General features: G+C 65.2%; 18 protein-coding genes. 4 read left to right on the top strand and 14 right to left on the bottom strand.

What is annotated here, in order from left to right; all coding sequences use genetic code 11:
* Positions 1-32: 32 nt before the first annotated feature.
* From SRAH_RS06760 to SRAH_RS06745, 4 genes are read right to left on the bottom strand one after another with little or no spacing between them, the layout of a single operon-like run.
* Entirely contained in the window at positions 33-1355 is a 1323-nt protein-coding gene (locus SRAH_RS06760; protein WP_029462592.1) for a molybdopterin molybdotransferase MoeA, read from the bottom strand.
* Complete coding sequence (gene thrC, locus SRAH_RS06755) at positions 1352-2785, bottom strand: threonine synthase (protein WP_029462591.1); 1434 nt, start codon at positions 2783-2785, stop codon at positions 1352-1354. The genes SRAH_RS06760 and thrC overlap by 4 nt, the downstream gene beginning before the upstream one ends.
* Positions 2785-4095 (bottom strand): homoserine dehydrogenase, encoded by a 1311-nt coding sequence (locus SRAH_RS06750; protein ID WP_029462590.1) that lies wholly within the window; start codon positions 4093-4095, stop codon positions 2785-2787. Before SRAH_RS06750 ends, thrC begins: the two co-directional genes overlap by 1 nt.
* 33 nt (positions 4096-4128) lie before the next feature.
* Positions 4129-5367 carry a pyridoxal phosphate-dependent aminotransferase gene (locus tag SRAH_RS06745; RefSeq protein ID WP_029462589.1) on the bottom strand — a complete coding sequence of 413 codons (1239 nt, stop codon included), beginning with the start codon at positions 5365-5367 and terminating at the stop codon, positions 4129-4131.
* A 71-nt stretch (positions 5368-5438) separates the two neighbouring features.
* On the opposite strand from SRAH_RS06745, the gene SRAH_RS06740 reads away from it, so the two are divergent.
* From SRAH_RS06740 to SRAH_RS06725, 4 genes are all read left to right on the top strand, one after another.
* Positions 5439-5846 carry an Mth938-like domain-containing protein gene (locus tag SRAH_RS06740; RefSeq protein ID WP_029462588.1) on the top strand — a complete coding sequence of 136 codons (408 nt, stop codon included), beginning with the start codon at positions 5439-5441 and terminating at the stop codon, positions 5844-5846.
* A 106-nt stretch (positions 5847-5952) separates the two neighbouring features.
* Positions 5953-6429, top strand: coding sequence for a peroxiredoxin (locus SRAH_RS06735; RefSeq protein ID WP_029462587.1), 477 nt, complete (start codon positions 5953-5955; stop codon positions 6427-6429).
* Positions 6430-6477: 48 nt separating this feature from the next.
* Positions 6478-8292 carry a PhoH family protein gene (locus tag SRAH_RS06730; protein ID WP_029462586.1) on the top strand — a complete coding sequence of 605 codons (1815 nt, stop codon included), beginning with the start codon at positions 6478-6480 and terminating at the stop codon, positions 8290-8292.
* A 39-nt stretch (positions 8293-8331) separates the two neighbouring features.
* Entirely contained in the window at positions 8332-9657 is a 1326-nt protein-coding gene (locus SRAH_RS06725; RefSeq protein WP_029462585.1) for a Glu/Leu/Phe/Val family dehydrogenase, read from the top strand.
* Between the two features lie 10 nt (positions 9658-9667).
* Here SRAH_RS06725 and SRAH_RS06720 read toward each other — a convergent pair whose 3' ends face one another.
* Genes SRAH_RS06720 through nuoG form a run of 10 tightly spaced genes read right to left on the bottom strand, consistent with a single transcriptional unit; the run spans position 9668 to position 20273 of the window.
* Complete coding sequence (locus SRAH_RS06720) at positions 9668-10129, bottom strand: DUF1178 family protein (RefSeq protein ID WP_029462584.1); 462 nt, start codon at positions 10127-10129, stop codon at positions 9668-9670.
* 13 nt (positions 10130-10142) lie between these two features.
* A complete protein-coding gene (locus tag SRAH_RS06715; protein WP_029462583.1) occupies positions 10143-10451 on the bottom strand; it encodes a DUF2818 family protein in 309 nt (102 codons plus the stop codon).
* A gap of 15 nt (positions 10452-10466) precedes the next feature.
* Entirely contained in the window at positions 10467-11954 is a 1488-nt protein-coding gene (gene nuoN / locus SRAH_RS06710; protein WP_029462582.1) for an NADH-quinone oxidoreductase subunit NuoN, read from the bottom strand.
* 36 nt (positions 11955-11990) lie between these two features.
* Positions 11991-13466 (bottom strand): NADH-quinone oxidoreductase subunit M, encoded by a 1476-nt coding sequence (locus SRAH_RS06705; protein ID WP_029462581.1) that lies wholly within the window; start codon positions 13464-13466, stop codon positions 11991-11993.
* Positions 13467-13479: 13 nt separating this feature from the next.
* The gene (gene nuoL / locus SRAH_RS06700) at positions 13480-15501 is read right to left on the bottom strand and encodes an NADH-quinone oxidoreductase subunit L (protein ID WP_029462580.1); all 2022 of its coding nucleotides are present in this window, start codon (positions 15499-15501) and stop codon (positions 13480-13482) included.
* Between the two features lie 24 nt (positions 15502-15525).
* Positions 15526-15837 carry an NADH-quinone oxidoreductase subunit NuoK gene (gene nuoK / locus SRAH_RS06695; protein WP_029462579.1) on the bottom strand — a complete coding sequence of 104 codons (312 nt, stop codon included), beginning with the start codon at positions 15835-15837 and terminating at the stop codon, positions 15526-15528.
* A complete protein-coding gene (locus tag SRAH_RS06690; protein ID WP_029462578.1) occupies positions 15837-16493 on the bottom strand; it encodes an NADH-quinone oxidoreductase subunit J in 657 nt (218 codons plus the stop codon). The genes nuoK and SRAH_RS06690 overlap by 1 nt, the downstream gene beginning before the upstream one ends.
* 30 nt (positions 16494-16523) lie before the next feature.
* On the bottom strand, positions 16524-17033 hold the full coding sequence (gene nuoI, locus SRAH_RS06685; protein WP_029462577.1) for an NADH-quinone oxidoreductase subunit NuoI: 510 nt from the start codon (positions 17031-17033) through the stop codon (positions 16524-16526).
* Positions 17034-17046: 13 nt separating this feature from the next.
* Positions 17047-18123: an NADH-quinone oxidoreductase subunit NuoH gene (gene nuoH / locus SRAH_RS06680; protein WP_029462576.1), complete on the bottom strand. Its 1077-nt coding sequence runs from the start codon at positions 18121-18123 to the stop codon at positions 17047-17049.
* Positions 18120-20273 carry an NADH-quinone oxidoreductase subunit NuoG gene (nuoG, locus tag SRAH_RS06675; RefSeq protein ID WP_029462575.1) on the bottom strand — a complete coding sequence of 718 codons (2154 nt, stop codon included), beginning with the start codon at positions 20271-20273 and terminating at the stop codon, positions 18120-18122. Before nuoG ends, nuoH begins: the two co-directional genes overlap by 4 nt.
* Between the last annotated feature and the right edge of the window lie 107 nt (positions 20274-20380).

Below are 20380 nucleotides of genomic sequence, written 5' to 3'. Positions count from 1 at the left end.
CAGCCCGGTGTTGGGCGTGGGCGCCCCCCCGTTCAACCCAGCCCGGTTTCCAGCGGCCAGTAAGGCACCCGATCCCCGTGGGCGATGGTCTGCCCCGGGGCTTTATCAACCAGCCCGTCGGCCCAAGCGATGGAGCTGAGCACCCCCGAGCCTTGGTTCGGGTAGAGGTCGAGCCCGCCGGCGGCGTTGCGGCGCACACGCAGGAACTCGCGCCGGCGCTCTGCGGCAGGCCAGTCGAAATGCGCGGGCAGTTCGATGGGTTGGGGCAGGCCCGGGATGGCGCAACCGTTCACACCTTGCACACCCTGCAAGCGGCGCACGAAGGGCTGCACCAACAGCAAAAAGGTGACATAACTGGCCACCGGATTGCCGGGCAGGCCGATGTAGTGACAGCGCCCGCCTGCGCTGGCCGCAGCCCGCTCCAGCCAGCCGTGCGCAAAAGGTTTGCCGGGTTTGATGGCGATCTGCCACTGGTGCAGGCCGCCCAAGGTTTGCACGGCGGCCTTGAGGTGATCCGCTTCGCCCACCGACACGCCGCCGCTGCTCAGCACCAGGTCGTGACCCTGCGCCGCCTCGCGCAGCGCCGCCACGGTCGCGTCGAGCCGATCCGGCACCGGGGTGCAGACGCTCACCAGGCAGCCCAAGCGCTGCAACAGGGCGCGCAAAAAATAGCGGTTGCTGTTGTAGATTGCGCCCGGCGGCAACTGCCCGGGGGGAACGCTGCCGGGCTCGATCAGCTCGTCGCCGCTGCTCAGCAGCGCCACGCGCAGGCGCCGGCGCAGCGGCAGTTGCGCCGAACCCAGGCTGGCGGCCAAGCCGATTTCGGCTGGGCCGAGCAAGGTGCCCGCGGGCAATACGATATGCCCACAGGCGATGTCTTCGCCCCGGCGGCGGATGTGCTGGCCTGCCTGCGCCGGTTTGAGAAAACGCACCAGTGGCTGGCCGCTGGCGTCGGCGCTGGCCGCGGCGTCTTCTTGCATCAGCACCGCGTCGGCCCCGGCGGGGATGGGGGCGCCGGTGAAGATGCGCGCGACCGTGCCCACCGGCAGGGCAGCCCCGACCGCCCCGGCGGCAATGCGCAGGCTCACCGGCAAAGCCGCCCCGGCGGCGTGGGCGGCCGCGACGTCGGCGGCGCGCACCGCGTAGCCGTCCATGGCGCTGTTGTCAAAACCGGGCACGTCGAGCGCGGCACGCAGATCCTGCGCCAGCACGCGGCCGTAGGCCTCATCGAGCGGCAGCGTCTCAATCTCATTCAGGGGCTGGGCCGTCGCCAGCAGGGCCGCCAGCGCGTCGTCTAGCGCCAGCAGGCCGGGGCGGGCGGGGGCCGATGCGGCAGGGGCGGCGGCGGGGTTCATGAATCGCTGCAGTGCGCCTGGATGTAGGCCTTCACCCGCCCCACCTCGGGCGGCAGCACCTGCACCCGCTTGGGCAGGTGTTCGATGCCTTCGAGCGCCGCGGGGCGCTCGGGTTCGCGCCCCAGCGCCTCCACCAGCGTGGCGGCAAACTTCACCGGCAGGGCGGTTTCCAGCGCCACCATGGGCGTGCCCGCTTGCAGGTGCTGGCGCGCCACCTGCACCGCGTCGGCGGTGTGCGGGTCCAGCATCTGGCCGCTGTGCTGCCAAGCGGCGCGGATGGTGGCAAGCCGGTCGGCGTGGCTGCTGCGCCCGCTCACGAAGCCGTAGCGGCTGCGGATCTGGGCAAAGGCCGGGTCGGCGCTGAGGTCGAAGTGGCCCTTGCGTGCCAGCTCGGCACCAAACAGGGCCTGGGTGCGCGCTGCGTCGCGTCCGAGCAGGTCGAACACGAAGCGCTCGAAGTTGCTGGCCTTGGAGATGTCCATCGAGGGGCTGGAGGTCTCGAAGGTCTGGGCGCTCGGGCGCACGCGGTAGCAGCCGGTGCGAAAGAACTCGTCGAGCACGTCGTTTTCGTTCGTCGCCACCACCAGTTGCTCGATTGGCAGGCCCATCATGCGCGCCACATGGCCGGCGCAGACGTTGCCAAAATTGCCGCTGGGCACGGCGAAGCTGATGCGCTCGGCGTCGGATCGTGTCAGACTGAAATAGCCGGCAAAGTAGTACACCACCTGCGCCAGCAAGCGCGCCCAGTTGATCGAATTGACGGTGCCGATCTGGTAGCGGCGCTTGAATTCGAGGTCGGCGCTGACCGCCTTCACGATGTCCTGGCAGTCGTCGAACACGCCCTCGATCGCCAGGTTGTGGATGTTGGGGTCTTGCAGGCTGAACATCTGCGCCTGCTGGAAGGCGCTCATGCGCCCGTGCGGCGAGAGCATGAACACGCGCACGCCCCGCTTGCCGCGCATGGCGTATTCGGCGGCGCTGCCGGTGTCGCCGCTGGTCGCGCCCAAGATGTTGAGTTGCGCCCCGCGCCGGCCCAGTTCGTACTCGAACAGGTTGCCCAGCAACTGCATCGCCATGTCCTTAAAGGCCAGCGTGGGGCCGTTGGACAGCTCCGCTATCCACAGCCCTTCATCGAGCCGGCGCAGCGGAACAATGGCGGGGCTGCCAAACACTGCGGCGGTGTAGGTTTTCTGGCACAGGGCGCGCAAGTCGGCGGGCGGGATGTCGTCGATGTAGAGCGACAAAATCTCGAAGGCCAGCGCCGCATAACCCTGCCCGGCCCAAACGCCGCGCCAGCGCGCCAGCGTGGCGGCATCGACTTGGGGGTACTGCTCGGGCAGGTACAGGCCGCCGTCGGGGGCCAGCCCTTCGAGCAGGATGTCGCAAAAACGCAGCCGCTCGGGGTGCCCGCGGGTCGAGAGGTAGCGCATCAGGCCAGCTCCTCTTTGCGGATGCGCACGATCGGCGCCAACACCGTGGGCAGGGCCTGCATCTGCGCCAGCGCGGCGTCCATCGCGCCCTCGCGGGTCTGGTGCGTGAGGATGATGAGCTCGGTCTGCGCCGCGCCCTGCTCGGCCTCGCGCTGCAGCACGGCATCGATGCTGATGTCGGCAGCCGCCAAAATCCCGGTCACTTGCGCCAACACCCCGGCCTGGTCGGCCACGCACAGGCGCAGGTAGTAGCTGGTCTGCACCGCGCTCATGGGCAGGATCGGCAGCGCGCTCAGGGCGTCGGGCTGGAAGGCCAGATGCGGCACCCGGTTGAGCGGGTCGGCGGTGTGCAGCCGCGTCACGTCCACCAAATCGGCGATCACCGCGCTGGCGGTCGGCTCGCTGCCCGCGCCCTTGCCGTAGTAGAGCGTGGTGCCCACCGCGTCGCCCTGCACCATGACGGCGTTCATCGCCCCTTCCACATTGGCCAGCAGGCGCTTGGCCGGCACCAGGCATGGGTGCACGCGCAGCTCGATGCCGCTGGCCTGGCGCTTGGCAATGCCCAGCAGCTTGATGCGGTAGCCCAGTTGCTCGGCGTACTTGAAGTCGCTCGCCGCCAGCCGGGTGATGCCCTCGATGTGGGCGCGCTCGAACTGCACCGGGATGCCAAAGGCGATGGCGCTCAGGATGGTCGCCTTGTGCGCCGCGTCTATGCCTTCGATGTCGTTGCGCGGGTCGGCCTCGGCGTAGCCCAGTTGCTGCGCCTGCGCCAGCGCGGTGCCAAAATCCAGCCCCTTGTCGCGCATCTCGCTCAAAATGAAGTTCGTGGTGCCGTTGATGATGCCCGCCACCCACTGGATGCGGTTGGCCGTCAGGCCCTCGCGCAGCGCCTTGATGATCGGGATGCCGCCGGCCACCGCCGCCTCGAAGGCCACCATCACGCCGCGCTCTTGGGCGGCCTGGAAAATCTCGCTGCCGTGCACCGCCAGCAGCGCCTTGTTGGCCGTCACCACGTGCTTGCCCGCGGCTATGGCTTCGAGCACCAGCGCCCGCGCCACGCCCACTCCGCCAATCAGCTCAACCACGATGTCGATTTCCGGATTGGCCAGCACGGCGCGTGCGTCGCCAAACACCGGCACGGCCTCGCCCACCAGGCGGCGCGCGCGCTCTTGGTCGAGATCGGCCACGGCGGCAATTGCTATGCCACGCCCGGCGCGGCGCTGGATTTCGGTCTGGTTGCGGCGCAGCACCTCAAACACACCGCTGCCCACGGTGCCGATGCCGAGCAGGCCTACTTGTATCGCTTTCATCTCTGTGGGGTCTTTCATCAAATCAAAAAAATTTTAGGTGCCGTGGCGCTTGCGCAGGTGCGCCAAAAAGCGCGCGATGCGCCCGATGGCCTCGGCCAAGTCGTCGGCATGCGGCAGGAAAACCAGACGGAAATGGTCGGGTTGCGGCCAGTTAAAGCCCGTACCCTGCACGATCAGCACTTTTTCTTCAGCCAGCAGCTCGTAGGCAAACTGCTGGTCGTCGGCAATCGGGTACATCTTGGGGTCCAGGCGCGGGAACATATACAGCGCCGCCTTGGGCTTGACCACGCTCACGCCCGGAATCTGGTTCATCAGCTCGTAGGCCAGATCGCGCTGGCGGCAAAGGCGCCCGCTGGGGGCGACCAGGTCCTTTATGCTCTGGTAGCCGCCGAGCGCGGTCTGGATCGCCAACTGCCCCGGCGTGTTGGCACACAAACGCATCGAGGCCAGCATATTGAGGCCCTCGATGTAGTCGCGCGCGCGCCGCTTGTCGCCCGAGACCACCATCCAGCCGGCGCGGTAGCCGCAGGAGCGGTAGTTCTTGCTCAGGCCGTTGAAGGTGAGCACCAGCACCTCGTCGGCCAGCGCCGCCACGCTGGTGTGGGTGGCGCCGTCGTAGAGCGTTTTGTCGTAGATTTCGTCGGCAAAAATCACCAGGTTGTGCTGGCGCGCGATCTCGACGATGGCGCGCAGCAGATCGTCCGGGTAGAGCGCGCCGGTGGGGTTGTTGGGGTTGATGACCACAATCCCCTTGGTCTGCGGCGTGATCTTGCGCCGGATGTCGTCTAGGTCGGGCAGCCAGCCGCTGCCTTCGTCGCACAGATAATGCACCGGCGTGCCACCGGCCAGCGCCACGCTGGCGGTGTAGAGCGGGTAGTCGGGGGCCGGAATCAGCACCTCGTCGCCGCTGTTGAGCAGCGCGTTGAGGCTCATGCCAATCAGCTCGCTGGCGCCGTTGCCCAGATAGATGTCATCGACCGTCACCCCGGCGATGCCCTTTTCCTGCGTATAGTGCACCACCGCCTTGCGCGGCGCAAACAGGCCCTTGCTGTCGGTGTAGCCGGCTGCCGTGGGGGTTGGCAGGTTGCGGATCATGTCTTGCACAATCTCGTCGGGCGGCTGCAAGCCAAAAGCGGCGATGTTGCCGATGTTGAGCTTGATGATCTTGTGGCCTTCTTCCTCCATCGCGCGCGCCTTGTCCAGCACGGGTCCGCGAATGTCGTAGCAGACGTTGGCCAGTTTGGCCGATTTGAGCAGCGGCGGTGTGGGCATGGCTGATGTGGTGTGAACGGGCTGTAAGAGCGAAACCTATAATTTCACCACACTTTACCCTACCCGCACCCATGAAACTGCAAGCCGATCGCATTGAGAGCACCAGCGTGCGCGCCCACGGGCCCGGCTGGTTGCAGATTGGCGCCACCACCTACCGCCACAGCCTGCTGCTGTGCGCCGATGGCCGCCTGCAAGCGTGGGACTGCGCCCGCCACGCCGACCTCAGCGTGCAGCACTTCGCCCTGCTGGCCGATTGGCGGCCCGAGCTGCTGCTGCTGGGCAGCGGCCTGCGGCTGCGCTTCGTCGCCCCGGCGCTGTTGCGCCCCTTGATCGAGGCCGGCATCGGCGTCGAGACCATGGACACGCTGGCCGCCGCGCGCACCTACAACATCTTGGCCGCCGAGGGCCGCCGCGTGGCGGCCGCGCTGCTGATCGAGTCCGACCCGGCCGGCCTTACGCCCGGCCCCGAATCGCGCTAAAATAGACCCTTGTTTTGGGCGATTGGCGCTGTGTGCAGATGGCCCTGTCAAGGGCGCAAGGTTTTTGCGCAGCCCAACGCCTCCTATCGAGCAAGGGACTTTTTAAATGGCTGTCGTCGTCAACAAATCCATACCCGAATTCGAAGCCAGTGCCACGGGCGGAGTCAAGGTCACGCAGCTGTCGCACCTCGGGCAGGCCGTGGTGCTGTTTTTTTACCCCAAAGACAACACCCCCGGTTGCACCACCGAAGCGATGCAGTTTCGCGACCACTACGCCGATTTCGTCAAGGCCGGCGCGCAGGTGTTTGGCGTCTCGCGCGACAACATGAAGTCGCACGATGAATTCAAAGCCAAACTCGAGCTGCCCTTTGAGCTGATCGCCGACACCGAAGAAAAAATGTGCCACATGTTCGGCGTGGTCAAAAACAAGATCATGTACGGCAAGAAGGTCAAGGGCATCGAGCGCAGCACCTTCCTGATCAGCCCCACCGGGGTGCTGCTGCAAGAGTGGCGTGGCCTCAAAGTGCCGGGTCACGTAGAAGAAGTGCTCAAAGCCGTCAAGCTGCTCAAGAAAGCCGCCTGATCCTTTACCGCCCGGGGCTGCGCGCCCGCAGTCGTGCATAATGTTTGCATGCCCCTGCCCCCCGCCCCTACCAAAAAGGCCGGCCGTGTGCCAGCCAAAGCCGCCGAGCTGGCTGCCTCCCCCGCCACCAGCTTGGCTCCCTCGCCCGACCCAAGCCCCCCGCCGGTGCTGGCCCAAGCCGCCACCGGCGCTGCGCGTCGTGCACGCCCGGGCGCCGAGGCGCCGGCCCGCTCCCCTGCCGCGGCGGCCCGCGCCTCGGGCAGCACCCCTGCGCTAGCCAGCCTGCTGGCCGCGCCCACCGTGGCGCCGCCAGCGGCCGCCGAGGCCCCGCCCAGCCTAGCGCCAGCCGGCTCGCCCAGCGCCGCGCAGATCGCCCCGCCCAGCACGGCCCCCGCAGCGGCCAGCCCAAGCCGCAGCAAACGCAGCACCAGGCCGGGCAACAAAAACGGCAACGGCAGCCCAAACAGCAAAGGCCCGACCCGCCTGTTTGTGCTCGACACCAACGTGCTGATGCACGACCCGAGCAGCCTGTTTCGCTTCGAGGAACACGACATCTTCCTGCCCATGATCGTGCTCGAAGAGCTTGACGGGCACAAAAAGGGCATGAGCGACGTGGCGCGCAACGCCCGCCAAGCCAGCCGCACCCTCGACGCGCTGGTGGCGCAAAAAGGGGCCGATATCCACCATGGCGTGCCGCTGGCCGCCAGCAGCAACCGCGAAGCCACCGGCTTGCTGCTGTTCCAGACCGAGCCACTGTCCCACGAGCTGCCCGCCAGCCTGCCGCAAGGCAAGGCCGACAACCAAATTCTGGGCGTGGTGCAAGCCCTCACGCTCAAGCACCCGCTGCGCCAGGTGGTGCTGGTGTCCAAAGACATCAACATGCGCATCAAGGCGCGCGCCTTGGGGCTGGCCGCCGAAGACTACCAAAACGACAAAACCCTCGATGACGGCGAACTGCTCTACCCTGGCTCGCTGGCGCTGCCGCACGATTTCTGGACCCGCCAGAGCAAAACCCTGGAAAGCTGGCAGCAAGGCGGCCACACCTACTACCGCATCAGCGGCCCGGTGGTCGACAAACTGGCGATCAACCAGTTTGTGTATTTCGAGTCGGCAGGCGAGCCCGCCCTGTATGCCCGCGTCACCGAGCTGCGCACCAAGCAGGCCGTGCTGCGCACGCTCAAAGACTACACGCACCTAAAAAGCTCGGTCTGGGGCATCACCAGCCGCAACCGCGAGCAAAATTTCGCCCTCAACCTGCTGATGGACCCCGAGATCGACTTCGTCACCCTGGCCGGCACCGCCGGCACCGGCAAAACCCTGATGGCCCTTGCCGCTGGCCTGACGCAGGTGCTCGATGAGCGCCGCTACACCGAGATCATCATGACCCGTGCCACCGTCAGCGTGGGCGAGGACATCGGCTTTTTGCCTGGCACCGAAGAAGAAAAAATGGGCCCCTGGATGGGCGCGCTCGACGACAACCTCGAATTTTTGGCCAAGGGCGACGGCGGCAACGCCGGTGAATGGGGGCGCGCCGCCACCAACGACCTGATCCGCAGCCGGGTCAAGATCAAAAGCATGAACTTCATGCGCGGGCGCACCTTCATGAACAAATACGTGATCATCGACGAGGCGCAAAACCTCACGCCCAAGCAGATGAAAACGCTCATCACCCGCGCCGGGCCGGGCACCAAGATCATCTGCATGGGCAACCTGGCGCAGATCGACACCCCCTACCTCACCGAAGGCTCCTCGGGCTTGACCTACGCCGTGGACCGCTTCAAAGGCTGGCCACATGGCGGCCACATCACCTTGGCACGCGGCGAGCGCTCGCGCCTGGCCGACTTTGCCAGCGAGGTGTTGTAACACCCACCCACCTACGCCCCTCACCGCAGCCCACCGCCCATGAACAGCCCCAGCGCCCCCACCGCCGCCCCGGGGCCCAGCCCCTTGAGCGGTCACGCCCTGCCCTCCTACCTCGACCCGGCCCACCTCGGCCCCTGGGGCGACTATTTGCAGCAGATCGACCGGGTGGCCCCCTACTTGGGGCCTCTGAGCCGTTGGATCGAAACCCTCAAGCGCCCCAAGCGCAGCCTGATCGTCGACGTACCCATCCGCCTCGACGATGGCCGCATCGCCCACTTTGAGGGCTACCGGGTGCAGCACAACACCTCGCGCGGCCCCGGCAAAGGCGGCGTGCGCTTTCACCAGGATGTGACGCTGGCCGAAGTGATGGCGCTGGCGGCTTGGATGTCGATCAAGAATGCCGCCGTCAACGTGCCCTACGGCGGCGCCAAGGGCGGCATCCGGGTCGATCCCAAAACCCTCTCGCTGGCCGAACTCGAGCGCGTCACGCGCCGCTACACGAGCGAGATCGGGCTCATCATCGGCCCGACCAAAGACATCCCCGCCCCCGACGTCAACACCAACGAGCGCGTCATGGCCTGGATGATGGACACCTACTCCATGAACGTGGGCGAGACCGCCACCGGCGTTGTCACCGGCAAGCCGATCGACCTCGGCGGCTCGCTCGGGCGCCGCGAAGCCACCGGGCGCGGCGTGGCGATCATCTGCACCGAGGCGGCGCGGCACATCGGGCTCGAACTGCAAGGCGCTCGGGTGGCGCTGCAAGGCTTTGGCAACGTGGGCAGCGTCTCGGCCAAGCTGCTGGCGCAAGCCGGCGTGCGCACGGTGGCGGTGCAGGACCACGGCGGCACCGTGTACCACGGCGGCGGGCTCGATGTGGCGGCACTCACCGCACACGTGGCGGCGCATGGCAGCGTGGCCGGCTTTGAGGGAGCCCAAGCCCTGCCCAGCGACAGCTTTTGGGACGTGGAGTGCGAGATCATGGTGCCCGCCGCGCTGGAGCGCCAGATCACCGAAGCCAACGCACAGCGCATCCGCGCCCGCATGGTGATCGAAGGGGCCAATGGCCCCACCACCCCAGCCGCCGACGACATCCTCAACGAGCGCGGCATACTGGTTGTGCCCGACGTGATTGCCAACGCCGGCGGCGTGACGGTGAGCTACTTTGAGTGGGTGCAGGATTTTTCCAGCTTCTTTTGGAACGAGGAAGAAATCAATCAGCGGCTGGCGCAGATTTTGCGCGGTGCCTTCGAAGCCATCTGGGCGGTGGCCAACGAGCACCGCGTCAGCCTGCGCACCGCCACCTTCATCGTGGCGTGTCGGCGCATATTGCACGCACGTGAACTGCGCGGGCTCTACCCCTGAGCGCAGTGGCCTACTGCAAGGTTTGCTTGAGCAGCGGCAGATTGGGCAAGGGCACGATCGGCACACCCGCCTCTATCAGTTCCACGGCCTGATCTGCGGTGGTTTGGCCGCGTATGGGGCGCGGCTCGAGTTCACCTTGGTGCATCTGCAGCGCCTGTTGGGAAAATTGCTCCCCCACGTCTTCGGTTTGGGCCAGCACCTGGCGCAACAAGCGCAGCGCCTTGGCCTGCTGCTCGGCCGGCGTCGCAGCCAAGCCGGGTGTGGACGGCGCAGGGCCGGTCGGCAAGCTGGCGGCGGCGCCAGACTTGCCCAGATTGAGGCGGGGTGCGCTCAGGCGCTTTTGGATCTGCTGGCTGCCACACATGGGGCAGTCGATCAGCGCGCGCGACAGCTGCGACTGGAAATCGGCATCCGAGCCGAACCAGCCCTCAAACAGGTGCCCCTGCTCACAGGACAGATCGAGCACCTTCATGCCAACCAAGGCACTAGGTGCGGCGCGCCAGCATGTAACGAATGACAAAGCCGGGAAAGGCAAAGGTGAGGAACAAGGAAATGGTGACAACGTAAAACTGCCAGCCTTGCGGGTAGATTTGCCCCTGGCTGTGTTCGATCGCCTTGGCAATCGCACCCACCACGAAGTAAAAAATCACCAGCTCGGTCAAACGCAGCCACAAGGGCTTCTGGCCCTCGCCGCGCCAAGGCCAAACCAGCAACACGCGCTGACTCCAAAAAGGCAAATTGGCAAACAGCAGAGCCAAGCCCAGCACCAGAAAAACGTAGAAGTCCAAATTCATGGCGTGCAGCTTAACTCAAACCAGCAGCGATGCAATGGCTTGCGCGCAAAGGGCCAGCAGCGCACCGGGGAATAGCCCCAACACCAGCAACATCGCCCCGTTGAGCGAGAGCACGGCGCGCAGTTCCAGCGGGGCCGCAATTACTGCCGTCTGCTTGGGCGCATCGAAGTACATCACCTTGACCACGCGCAGGTAGTAGAACGCACCCACCAGCGACATCAGCACCGCAAACACCGCCAGCCACAGATAAACCCCATCGCCCGCGGCCAGCAGCGCCTGCAGCACCGTGAGCTTGGCGTAAAAGCCCACCAGCGGCGGCACCCCAGCGAGCGAGAACATGCCCGCCGCCATCACGCCCGCGTACAGCGGGCTGCGCTGGTTCAGGCCAGCCAGGTCGTCGATTTCCTCGGACTCGAAGCCCTCGCGGCTGAGCAGCAAGATTACGCCAAACACCGCCAGCGTGGTGATCACGTAGGTGATGATGTAGAACATGGCGGCGCTGTAAGCGGTGCTCATGTTGGCGGTGTTGCCGTCGGCGCCCACCCCGGCCACAAAGGCCAGCAGCAAAAAGCCCACTTGCGCGATGGCCGAAAAACCCAGCATGCGCTTGAGGTTGGTCTGCGCCACCGCCGCCAAGTTGCCCACCAGCAGCGAGAGCACCGCCAGCACCGCCAGCATCTGCTGCCAGTCGAAGGCCAGCGCGGGCATGCCTTCTACCAGCAGCCGCATCACGATGGCAAAGGCGGCCAGCTTGGGGGCCGAGCCGATGAACAGCGTGATGGCTGTGGGCGCGCCGTGGTACACGTCGGGCACCCACATATGGAAAGGCACCGCCCCGAGCTTGAATGCCAAGCCCGCCACCAAGAACACCAGGCCCAGCACCAGCACCTGCGGCTGCGCCACCCCGGCTTCGATGGCCACAGCCAGGGCTTGAATGTCGAGCGTGCCCGTGGCCCCATAAACCAGCGACATGCCGTAAAGCAAGAAGCCGCTGGCCAGCGCGCCCAGCACGAAGTACTTCATGGCCGCCTCAGTCGCGCGCAGGTCGTCGCGGCGCAAGGCCACCAGCGCAAAGCTCGACAGCGCCAGCAGCTCCAGCCCGAGGTAGATGATGAGCAGGTTGTGGCCCGAGATCATCACGTACATGCCCAGCAAGGCAAACAGCCCCAAGGTGTAGAGCTCGCCACCGCGTAGCATGCCGCGCGCCCCGGCGTAGGGGCGGGCATAGACCAGCAGCACCATCATGGTGAGGGCGGCAAAGCACTTGAGCCAGTTGCCCATGGGGTCGCTCACCACCATGCCGCCAAAGCCGCTGAAGGTCTGGCCGCTGAGCGCCGCCGAGCCGGTGAGGAAGGCGGCCGCGGCCAGCGTGAGCAGCGTCAGGTAATGGGTGGCCAAGCGCTGCGGCGACTTAAGGAACAAATCGTAAATGGCGATCACGCAGACCATCACCAGCAGCAGCAGCTCGGGGGTGATCGCGGCCCAACTCAATCGGTCAATCATGGGGGTGCTCTTTCAAATCCAGATGGGGCGGGCGAATCAGGGCAGCTTGCTGACCGAGATGTGCAGCAGCAACTCGGTCACGGCGGGCATCATCACGTCGGTGAAGGGCTTGGGATACACACCCATGAACAACACCGCCAGCGCCAGCACGGCCAAGATGAAGTATTCGCGGGCATTGATGTCGAACAGCGCCTTTACGTTGTCGTTGGCCACGGCGCCCAGATAGACGCGCTTGAACATCAGCAGCGAATAGGCCGCGCCCAGTATGAGCGCCGTGGCAGCCCCGAGGCCGATCCAGAAATTGGCTTGCACCGCACCCAAGATCACCATCCACTCGCCCACAAAGCCTGCCGTGCCCGGCATGCCGGCGTTGGCCATGGTGAACAGCAGCGCGAAGGCGGCAAACTTGGGCATGGGGTTGATGACGCCGCCGTAGTCGGCGATTTCACGCGAGTGCATGCGGTCGTAGAGCACGCCGATGCACAGGAACATGGCGGCCGAGACGAAGCCGTGCGCGATCATCTGCACGATGGCACCGGCCAGCGCCAGCTCGTTGAACAGGAAAAAGCCCAGCGTGACAAAGCCCATGTGCGCCACCGAGGAGTAGGCCACCAGCTTTTTCATGTCCTGCTGCACCAGCGCCACCAGCCCGACGTAGATCACGGCGATGAGCGAGAGCGCAATCATCAGCCAGGCCCACTCTTGCGAGGCGTCTGGGGTGATGGGCAGCGAAAAGCGCAAAAAGCCGTAGGCACCCAGCTTGAGCATGATCGCCGCCAGCACCGCCGAACCGGCGGTCGGGGCTTCCACGTGTACGTCGGGCAACCAGGTGTGGACGGGCCACATCGGCACCTTGACGGCGAAGGCGGCCAGGAAGGCAAAGAACAGCAGCGTCTGCTCGGTGCTGGTGAGCGGCAGTTTGTACCAATCTTGCAGGTCGAAGCTGCCGCCCGAGGCGTTGTAGAGGTAGATCAGCGCCAGCAGCATCAGCAGCGAGCCGAGCAGCGTGTAGAGGAAGAACTTGTAGGCGGCGTAGATGCGGTTCGGGCCGCCCCAGATGCCGATGATGAGGTACATCGGAATGAGGGTGGCTTCGAAGAACAGGAAGAACAGCAGCGCATCCTGGGCCGCAAACACGCCGATCATGGCCCCGGACAAGACCAAGAAAGCGCCCATGTACTGGTGCACGCGCTCGGTGATCGACTCCCAACTGGCAATCACGGCAATCACCGTGGTGAAGGCGGTGAGCAAAATCAGCCACAGCGAAATGCCATCGACGCCGAGGTGGTAGTGCACATTGAAGCGCTCAATCCAGAGCATTTTTTCAACAAACTGAAACCCGGTCGTGCCGATTTCAAAGCCGGTGTAGAGCGGCAGCGTGACGGCCAGCCCGAGCAGGGCAGCGGCCAGCGCCGCCCAGCGCACCTGCTGCGCACTCAGGCAGCGCCCAAAGGCCAGCAGCGCGGCACCGAGAAGGATCGGCGTCCAGATCGCAAGGCTAAGCAAACCCATGTTCTTATTCTCCTTAGCGCCAGACGAAGTAGGTCATGAGCGCGAGCACACCCACGATCATCACAAAGGCATAGTGGTAAAGGTAGCCGGTCTGCGCCTGGCGCACCACCGCCGCCACGCGGCCCACCAGCTTCCAGCTCATATTCACCACCCCGGCTTCGATCAGGCCGCGGTCGCCGCCCTTCCAGAGCCCGCTGCCGAGCGCCATGGTGGCGCGGGCGATCACGTTTTCATTGAACCAGTCGAGGTAGTACTTGTTTTCCAGCAGCACCACCAGCGGGCGCAGCTTGTGCGCAATCACGGGCGCGAGCTTCGGGTTGTGCAGGTACAAATACCAGGCCAGCAAGGCCCCGGCAATCGCCAGATAGAGCCCGATGGAGCTAAAGGCTTTGAGGGCAAAGGCGATGGGGCCGTGGTAGAGCGCCGCCAGCTCGGTCATGGCCGGGTGCAGGGCGTGGTTGACGTGCACGGCGTCGGCCAAAAAGTCGCCAAACAGCATCGGGCCGATGGTCAGGTAGCCGATCACCACCGAGGGCACGGCCAGCAGCAGCAGCGGCACCGTCACCACCCAGGGCGATTCGTGCGGTTTGGCGTCGTGGCCGTGGTGATCGTCGTGGCCGTCGTGGTGCGCATCCGGGTTCAGGTGGTAGCGCTCGGGGCCGTGAAAGACCATGAAGTAGAGCCGGAACGAGTAGAACGAGGTCACGAACACGCCCGCCAGCAAGGCGTAGTAGGCAAAGGTGGCCGCAGGCAGGGTGCTGAACTCGGCCGAGAGCTTGATCGCCTCTTTGGAGTAGTAGCCGGAAAACAGCGGCATCCCGACCAGCGCCAGCGTACCCAGCAGCGCCGTGATCCAAGTGATGGGCATGTACTTGCGCAAGCCGCCCATCCAGCGCATGTCCTGGTTGTGGTGCAGGCCCATGATCACCGAACCCGCCGCCAGGAACAGCAGCGCCTTGAAAAAGGCGTGCGTCATGAGGTGAAACAGCGCCACCGAGTAGGCCGAGGCGCCCAGCGCCACCGTCATATAGCCCAGTTGCGACAAGGTGGAGTAGGCCACCACGCGCTTGATGTCGTTTTGCACCATGCCCAAGAAGCCCATGAACAGTGCCGTGATGGCCCCGATGATGAGGATGAAGTTGAGTGCCGCATCCGACAACTCAAACACCGGCGACATGCGTGCGACCATGAAGATGCCGGCCGTCACCATGGTGGCGGCGTGGATCAGGGCCGAGATCGGGGTCGGGCCTTCCATCGAGTCCGGCAGCCAGACGTGCAAGGGAAACTGGGCCGACTTGCCCATGGCGCCGATGAACAGGCAGATGGCGATCACGGTGACCAGCAGCGACTCCTGGCCCAGGATGTACCAGGGGAACTCGATCGTCGCCAGTTCGGGCAGTTTGGCAAAGATCTCGGTGTAGTTCAGGCTGCCGGTGTAGGCGGCGATGAGCGCAATGCCGAGGATGAAGCCCAAGTCGCCCACGCGGTTGACCAAAAAGGCCTTCATGTTGGCGAAAATTGCCGTCGGGCGCTTGTACCAGAAGCCAATCAGCAGGTACGACACCAGCCCCACCGCCTCCCAGGCGAAAAACAGTTGCAGCAGGTTGTTGCTCATGACCAGCATGAGCATCGAGAAGGTAAAGAGCGAGATGTAGGCGAAGAAGCGGTTGTAGCCTTCGTCTTCCTCCATGTAGCCGATGGTGTAGAGGTGCACCATGAGCGAGACGAAGGTGACGACGACCATCATCATCGCCGTCAGGCCATCGACCATGAAGCCGATCTCCATCGTCAGGCCACCGATCACCATCCACTCGTAGATCGAGTCGTTGAAGCGCGCGCCGTCGATCACGTCGAGCAGCACCGAGAGCGACAAAATGAAGGAAACCAGCACGCCCAAAATGGCGATGGTGTGGCACAGGCGGCGCCCGAACCAGTTGTCGCCCAAACGGGTGCCAAAGATGCCGACCAGCACCGCGCCGATCAAGGGCGCCAGCGGCACCGCCAGCAGCGTGCTTGCAGAAAGGGTAGTACTCATGCTTGTGACTGTCCTTGTGGCCTGTCAGCCCTTGAGCGCGTTGAGCTCATCGACGCGGATCGATTGGCGGTTGCGGAACAACAGCACCAAAATCGCCAACCCGATGGCCGATTCGGCCGCCGCCACGGTGAGGATGAAGAACACGAAGACCTGCCCGTGCAGATCGCCGTGGAAGTAGGCAAAGGCGACGAAGTTGATGTTGACCGCCAGCAGCATCAGCTCGATGCACATCAGCAGCACGATCAGGTTGCGCCGGTTTAGGAATATCCCCACCACCGAGAGCGCAAACAGCAGCGCCCCGAGCGAGAGGAAATGCCCTAGGGTGAGCGTGGTCATCATGGCTGGCCCTCCTCGGCCTTGGCTGGCGGCGGCGCCGCACCGGGCTTGGGCGTGGGCGCTATGTTTAGCACCTGCAAGCGGTCGGCGGCCTTGACGCGCACCTGCACGCCGGCATCGATGGCCTTGCTGTCTTTGCGCTCGCGCAGCACCAGCGCGATGGCGGCAATCATGCCGACAAGCAAAATCACGCCGGCAATCTGCACCGGGTACAGGTAGGCGGAATAGAGCAACAGGCCGAGCTCGAGCGTGTTCTCATGCCCTGGCGCGTGCATGCCGCGCGTGAGCACCTGCGGGTCCACCATCATCTCGGGGAAACCAAACCACAGCACCACAATCAACTGTGCACTAACCACAAGCCCCAGCAGCGCCGTGATGGGGAAGTGGCGCCAAAAGCCCTTGCGCATGGCCTCGATGTCGATGTCCATCATCATGACGACGAACAAAAACAGCACCATCACCGCGCCCAGATAGACCAGCACCAGCGTGATGGCCAGAAACTCGGCCTTGAGCAGCAAAAAGATCGCTGCCGCCTGCGCGAAGGCCAGCATCAGGTACAGCACCGCGTGCACCGCGTTGCGCGCCGTAATCACCTTGAAGGCGGCAAACAGCAGCACCGCCGCAAAGGCGTAGAAAAATCCCGCTTGAAAATCCATATCGTGTTCTGCCTGGTTGAGCGGTCTGGGTCAGCGGTAGGGCGCATCGGCCGCACGGGCGGCGGCGATCTCTTTTTCGTAGCGGTCGCCTACGGCCAGCAGCATCTCTTTGGTGAAGTACAGGTCGCCGCGCTTTTCGCCGTGGTATTCGAGGATGTGGGTTTCCACAATGGCATCGACCGGGCAGGCCTCTTCGCAAAAGCCGCAGAAGATGCACTTGGTGAGGTCGATGTCGTAGCGCGTGGTGCGCCGCGTGCCATCGTCGCGCTCGGCCGCCTCGATGGTGATGGCCATGGCCGGACACACCGCTTCGCACAGCTTGCAGGCAATGCAGCGCTCCTCGCCATCTTCGTAGCGGCGTTGCGCGTGCAGGCCGCGAAAACGCGGCGAGAGCGGGGTTTTTTCTTCCGGATATTGCAGCGTGACCTTGGGCCTAAAGGCGTAGCGGCCGGTCAGGGCCATGCCCTTGAACAGCTCGACGAGCAGGAAGCTCTTGAGAAAGTCTTTCAGCGAGAAAGGTGCAACGGCGGTGGCAGACATGCAAGTGCTCCTCTTAATCCCAGATGTTCCACGGCGTCTGCATCCAGACGGCGACCACCACCAGCCAAATCAGCGTGACGGGGATGAAAATCTTCCAGCCCAGACGCATGATCTGGTCGTAGCGGAAACGGGGGAAGGTGGCGCGTATCCAGATGAACAGCGAGACCACGAAGAAGGTCTTGAGCGCCAGCCAGATCCAGCCGGGGATGAAGTCCAGCGCCGCGATCGGGGCCGACCAGCCGCCCAAGAACATCAGCACCGCCAGGATCGAGATCAGCCACATGCTGGCGTATTCGGCCAAGAAGAAGATGGCAAAGCGCATGCCCGAGTATTCGACCATGTGCCCGGCCACGATCTCGGCCTCGCCCTCGACCACGTCAAAGGGGTGGCGGTTGGTTTCGGCCACGCCCGAAATGAGGAAGACGAGGAAGATCGGCAGCAGTGGCAACCAGTTCCAGGACAGGAAGTTGAGCCCCATGTCGGCAAACATGCCCTGCTGCTGCGAAGCGACGATTTCGCCCAGTTGCAGACTGCCGGCGGTCATGACCACCACCAGGAAGCAAAAACCGATGGCGATTTCGTAGCTCACCATCTGCGCCGAGGCGCGCAGCGCGCCCAAGAAGGCGTATTTGGAGTTGGCGGCCCAGCCGGCGATGATCACGCCGTAAACCTCGATCGAGGTGATGGCCAGCAGCAGCAACAAGCCGGCGTTGACGTTGGCCAGCACCGCTTCGGGGCCGAAGGGAATCACGGCCCAAGCCGCCAGCGCCGGCATGATGGCCAGCATGGGGGCGATCCAGAACAGGCCCGGGCTGGCCGCCGTGGGGGTGATGAGCTCTTTGGTGAGCAGCTTGAAGGCGTCGGCGATGGGTTGCAGCAAACCTTGCGGCCCGACGCGGTTTGGCCCCAGCCGCACCTGCATGAAGCCGATCAGGCGCCGCTCCCACAGCGTGAGGTAGGCGACCGCGCCCATGAGGGGTGCCACGATGACCATGATCTTGATCAGGGCCCACAGCACCGGCCAGGCGGCTTCTTGCCACCAGGCGGCTGCGACCAGGTTCAGGCCGCCGTAGTAGAGGGCGTCGATCATGCGCAGTCTCCGGTCTGGTGGGCGTTGGCGGCGGTGCAGGCCGCACGGGCGTCGGCGGTTTGCTGCAGCGAAGGGGCGCGGCGCACCAGGCTATCAAGCTGGTAGATCGAGGCCACGCAGGGCGTGGCGCTGCCCACCGTGAGCTCGATGGCGGCCTGGCTGCGGTTGTCGAGCCGCTCGGCGGGTACGAACTGGCCGCTGGCCACACCGGGCAGGGCTTGCGCCAGCACGGCTTGCGAGCTCTCGGCATCGAAACCGGGCAGGCCCAGCAGTTGGCCCAGCACGCGCAGCACCTTCCAGGCCGGGCGCGCTTCGCCCAGCGGCCGCACCACGGCATGAAAGCTCTGCAAGCGCCCTTCGGCGTTGACGAAGCTGCCCGAGGTCTCGGTGAAGGGGGCGATGGGCAGCAGCACGTCGCAGTGTTCGAGGTTGGCCTTGAAGGGGCTCAGGCTCACGACCATCTGCGCCTGCGCCAGCCCTTTGCCACACACCGCCGTGTCGAGCCCGACTTCGGCGTTGAGCAACAGCACCGCTTTGGCGGCACCGCTCAAAATTTGGGTGGCGTTGAGGCCACCGGCACCAGGCAGCGCCTGCACCAGTTGCGCGCCCACGGTGTTGGCGGCTTCGCTCAAGAAGCCCCAGCGCGCGCCCGTGCGTTGGGCGATCCACTGCGCCAGCGCCAACAGGCTGGAGGCCTGCTCGTGGTGCGCAGCAGCGTTGCCCAGCAACAGCGCCTTGCGCTCGCCGCCCAACAACGAGGCAGCGATGGCGCGAGCGCGTTCGTTCACCGCAACGGCATCGGGCACCGGCGAAGCAATGCCCTGCGCTTGCGCCACGGCCGCGGCAATACCGGCCAACTCCAGCGGCCAGCGGCCTGGATCGGCCACCAGCGTGTGCGCCAGCGGCAGCGCCCAGTCCGGGGTCTCGGCCACCAAGGCGCTCACCTGGGCCCCGCGGCGCTGCGCTTGGCGGATGCGCTGCGCCAGCAGCGGGTGGTCTTTGCGCAGATTGGAGCCGATCACCAGCACGCGCTCGAGCGTAGAGAGTTCGGCGATCGGCAGCCCGAGCCAGCGCGCCGCGCCCACAGGGGCGGCGTTGGTGTAGTCGGCGGCGCGCAAGCGCGTGTCGATGCTCTGGCTGCCCAAGCCGCGCAGCAGCGCGCCAGCCAGGTGCAGCTCTTCCACGGTGCAGTGCGGGCTGGCCACGGCAGCAATCGCTGCGGCACCGTGATCGGTCTTGATCTGTTGCAGGCCATTGGCCACGTATTCGAGCGCGGTTTGCCAATCGACGCTGCGCCACTGCCCGCCTTGCTTGAGCATGGGCTGCGTCAGGCGCTCGTCGGAGTTGAGGGCTTCGTAGCTGAAGCGGTCGCGGTCGGCAATCCAGCACTCGTTGACGGCCTCGTTTTCCAGCGGCACCACGCGCAGCACGCGGTGGTTTTTAACCTGCACGATCAGGTTGGCGCCGGTGGAGTCGTGCGGGCTGATGCTCTTGCGCCGCGACAGCTCCCAGGTGCGGGCCTGGTAGCGAAAGGGCTTGCTGGTGAGCGCGCCCACCGGGCAGATGTCGATCATATTGCCCGAGAGTTCGGAGTCCACCGTCTGGCCGACGAAGGTTTCGATCTCGGCGTGCTCGCCGCGGTGGCTCATGCCCAGCTCCATCTGGCCGGCGATCTCTTGCCCAAAGCGCACGCAGCGGGTGCAGTGGATGCAGCGGCTCATTTCCTCCATGGAAATCAGCGGGCCCACCTCTTTGTGCGCCACCACGCGCTTTTCCTCTTGGTAGCGCGACTGGCCGGCGCCGTAGCCCACGGCCAAGTCCTGCAACTGGCACTCGCCGCCTTGGTCGCAGATCGGGCAATCGAGCGGGTGGTTGATGAGCAAAAACTCCATCACCGACTGCTGCGCCTTGATGGCTTTTTCGCTGCGCGTGCGCACGATCATGCCCTGCGTCACCGGGGTGGCGCAAGCCGGCATGGGCTTGGGCGCTTTTTCCACTTCCACCAGGCACATGCGGCAGTTGGCGGCGATGGAGAGCTTTTTGTGGTAGCAGAAATGCGGGATGGTCTGGCCCGCCTTCTCGGCCGCATGCATGATCATGCTGCCCGGTGGCACCTCCACCTTTTTGCCGTCGAGTTCTATTTCAAGCATGATGAGCCTTTCGCCGGGCCGCCCCAAGGAAGGCGAGCGCCCCCTCGGGGGGCAGCGAACGATTAGTGAGCGTGGGGGTGAACATGCGAGCCTTTCGCCGGGCCGCC

It is taken from the genome of Serpentinimonas barnesii (genome assembly GCF_000696225.1).
In the GTDB taxonomy this organism is placed as follows: domain Bacteria; phylum Pseudomonadota; class Gammaproteobacteria; order Burkholderiales; family Burkholderiaceae_C; genus Serpentinimonas; species Serpentinimonas barnesii.
This window is presented reverse-complemented; position numbering and strand designations above follow the sequence as displayed.

Coding starts and splice junctions, on each gene's coding strand:
- SRAH_RS06760 (WP_029462592.1), bottom strand. CDS start 1,355: ATGAACCCCGCCGCCGCCCCTGCCGCATCGGCCCCCGCCCGCCCCGGC.
- thrC (WP_029462591.1), bottom strand. CDS start 2,785: ATGCGCTACCTCTCGACCCGCGGGCACCCCGAGCGGCTGCGTTTTTGC.
- SRAH_RS06750 (WP_029462590.1), bottom strand. CDS start 4,095: ATGAAAGCGATACAAGTAGGCCTGCTCGGCATCGGCACCGTGGGCAGC.
- SRAH_RS06745 (WP_029462589.1), bottom strand. CDS start 5,367: ATGCCCACACCGCCGCTGCTCAAATCGGCCAAACTGGCCAACGTCTGC.
- SRAH_RS06740 (WP_029462588.1), top strand. CDS start 5,439: ATGAAACTGCAAGCCGATCGCATTGAGAGCACCAGCGTGCGCGCCCAC.
- SRAH_RS06735 (WP_029462587.1), top strand. CDS start 5,953: ATGGCTGTCGTCGTCAACAAATCCATACCCGAATTCGAAGCCAGTGCC.
- SRAH_RS06730 (WP_029462586.1), top strand. CDS start 6,478: ATGCCCCTGCCCCCCGCCCCTACCAAAAAGGCCGGCCGTGTGCCAGCC.
- SRAH_RS06725 (WP_029462585.1), top strand. CDS start 8,332: ATGAACAGCCCCAGCGCCCCCACCGCCGCCCCGGGGCCCAGCCCCTTG.
- SRAH_RS06720 (WP_029462584.1), bottom strand. CDS start 10,129: ATGAAGGTGCTCGATCTGTCCTGTGAGCAGGGGCACCTGTTTGAGGGC.
- SRAH_RS06715 (WP_029462583.1), bottom strand. CDS start 10,451: ATGAATTTGGACTTCTACGTTTTTCTGGTGCTGGGCTTGGCTCTGCTG.
- nuoN (WP_029462582.1), bottom strand. CDS start 11,954: ATGATTGACCGATTGAGTTGGGCCGCGATCACCCCCGAGCTGCTGCTG.
- SRAH_RS06705 (WP_029462581.1), bottom strand. CDS start 13,466: ATGGGTTTGCTTAGCCTTGCGATCTGGACGCCGATCCTTCTCGGTGCC.
- nuoL (WP_029462580.1), bottom strand. CDS start 15,501: ATGAGTACTACCCTTTCTGCAAGCACGCTGCTGGCGGTGCCGCTGGCG.
- nuoK (WP_029462579.1), bottom strand. CDS start 15,837: ATGACCACGCTCACCCTAGGGCATTTCCTCTCGCTCGGGGCGCTGCTG.
- SRAH_RS06690 (WP_029462578.1), bottom strand. CDS start 16,493: ATGGATTTTCAAGCGGGATTTTTCTACGCCTTTGCGGCGGTGCTGCTG.
- nuoI (WP_029462577.1), bottom strand. CDS start 17,033: ATGTCTGCCACCGCCGTTGCACCTTTCTCGCTGAAAGACTTTCTCAAG.
- nuoH (WP_029462576.1), bottom strand. CDS start 18,123: ATGATCGACGCCCTCTACTACGGCGGCCTGAACCTGGTCGCAGCCGCC.
- nuoG (WP_029462575.1), bottom strand. CDS start 20,273: ATGCTTGAAATAGAACTCGACGGCAAAAAGGTGGAGGTGCCACCGGGC.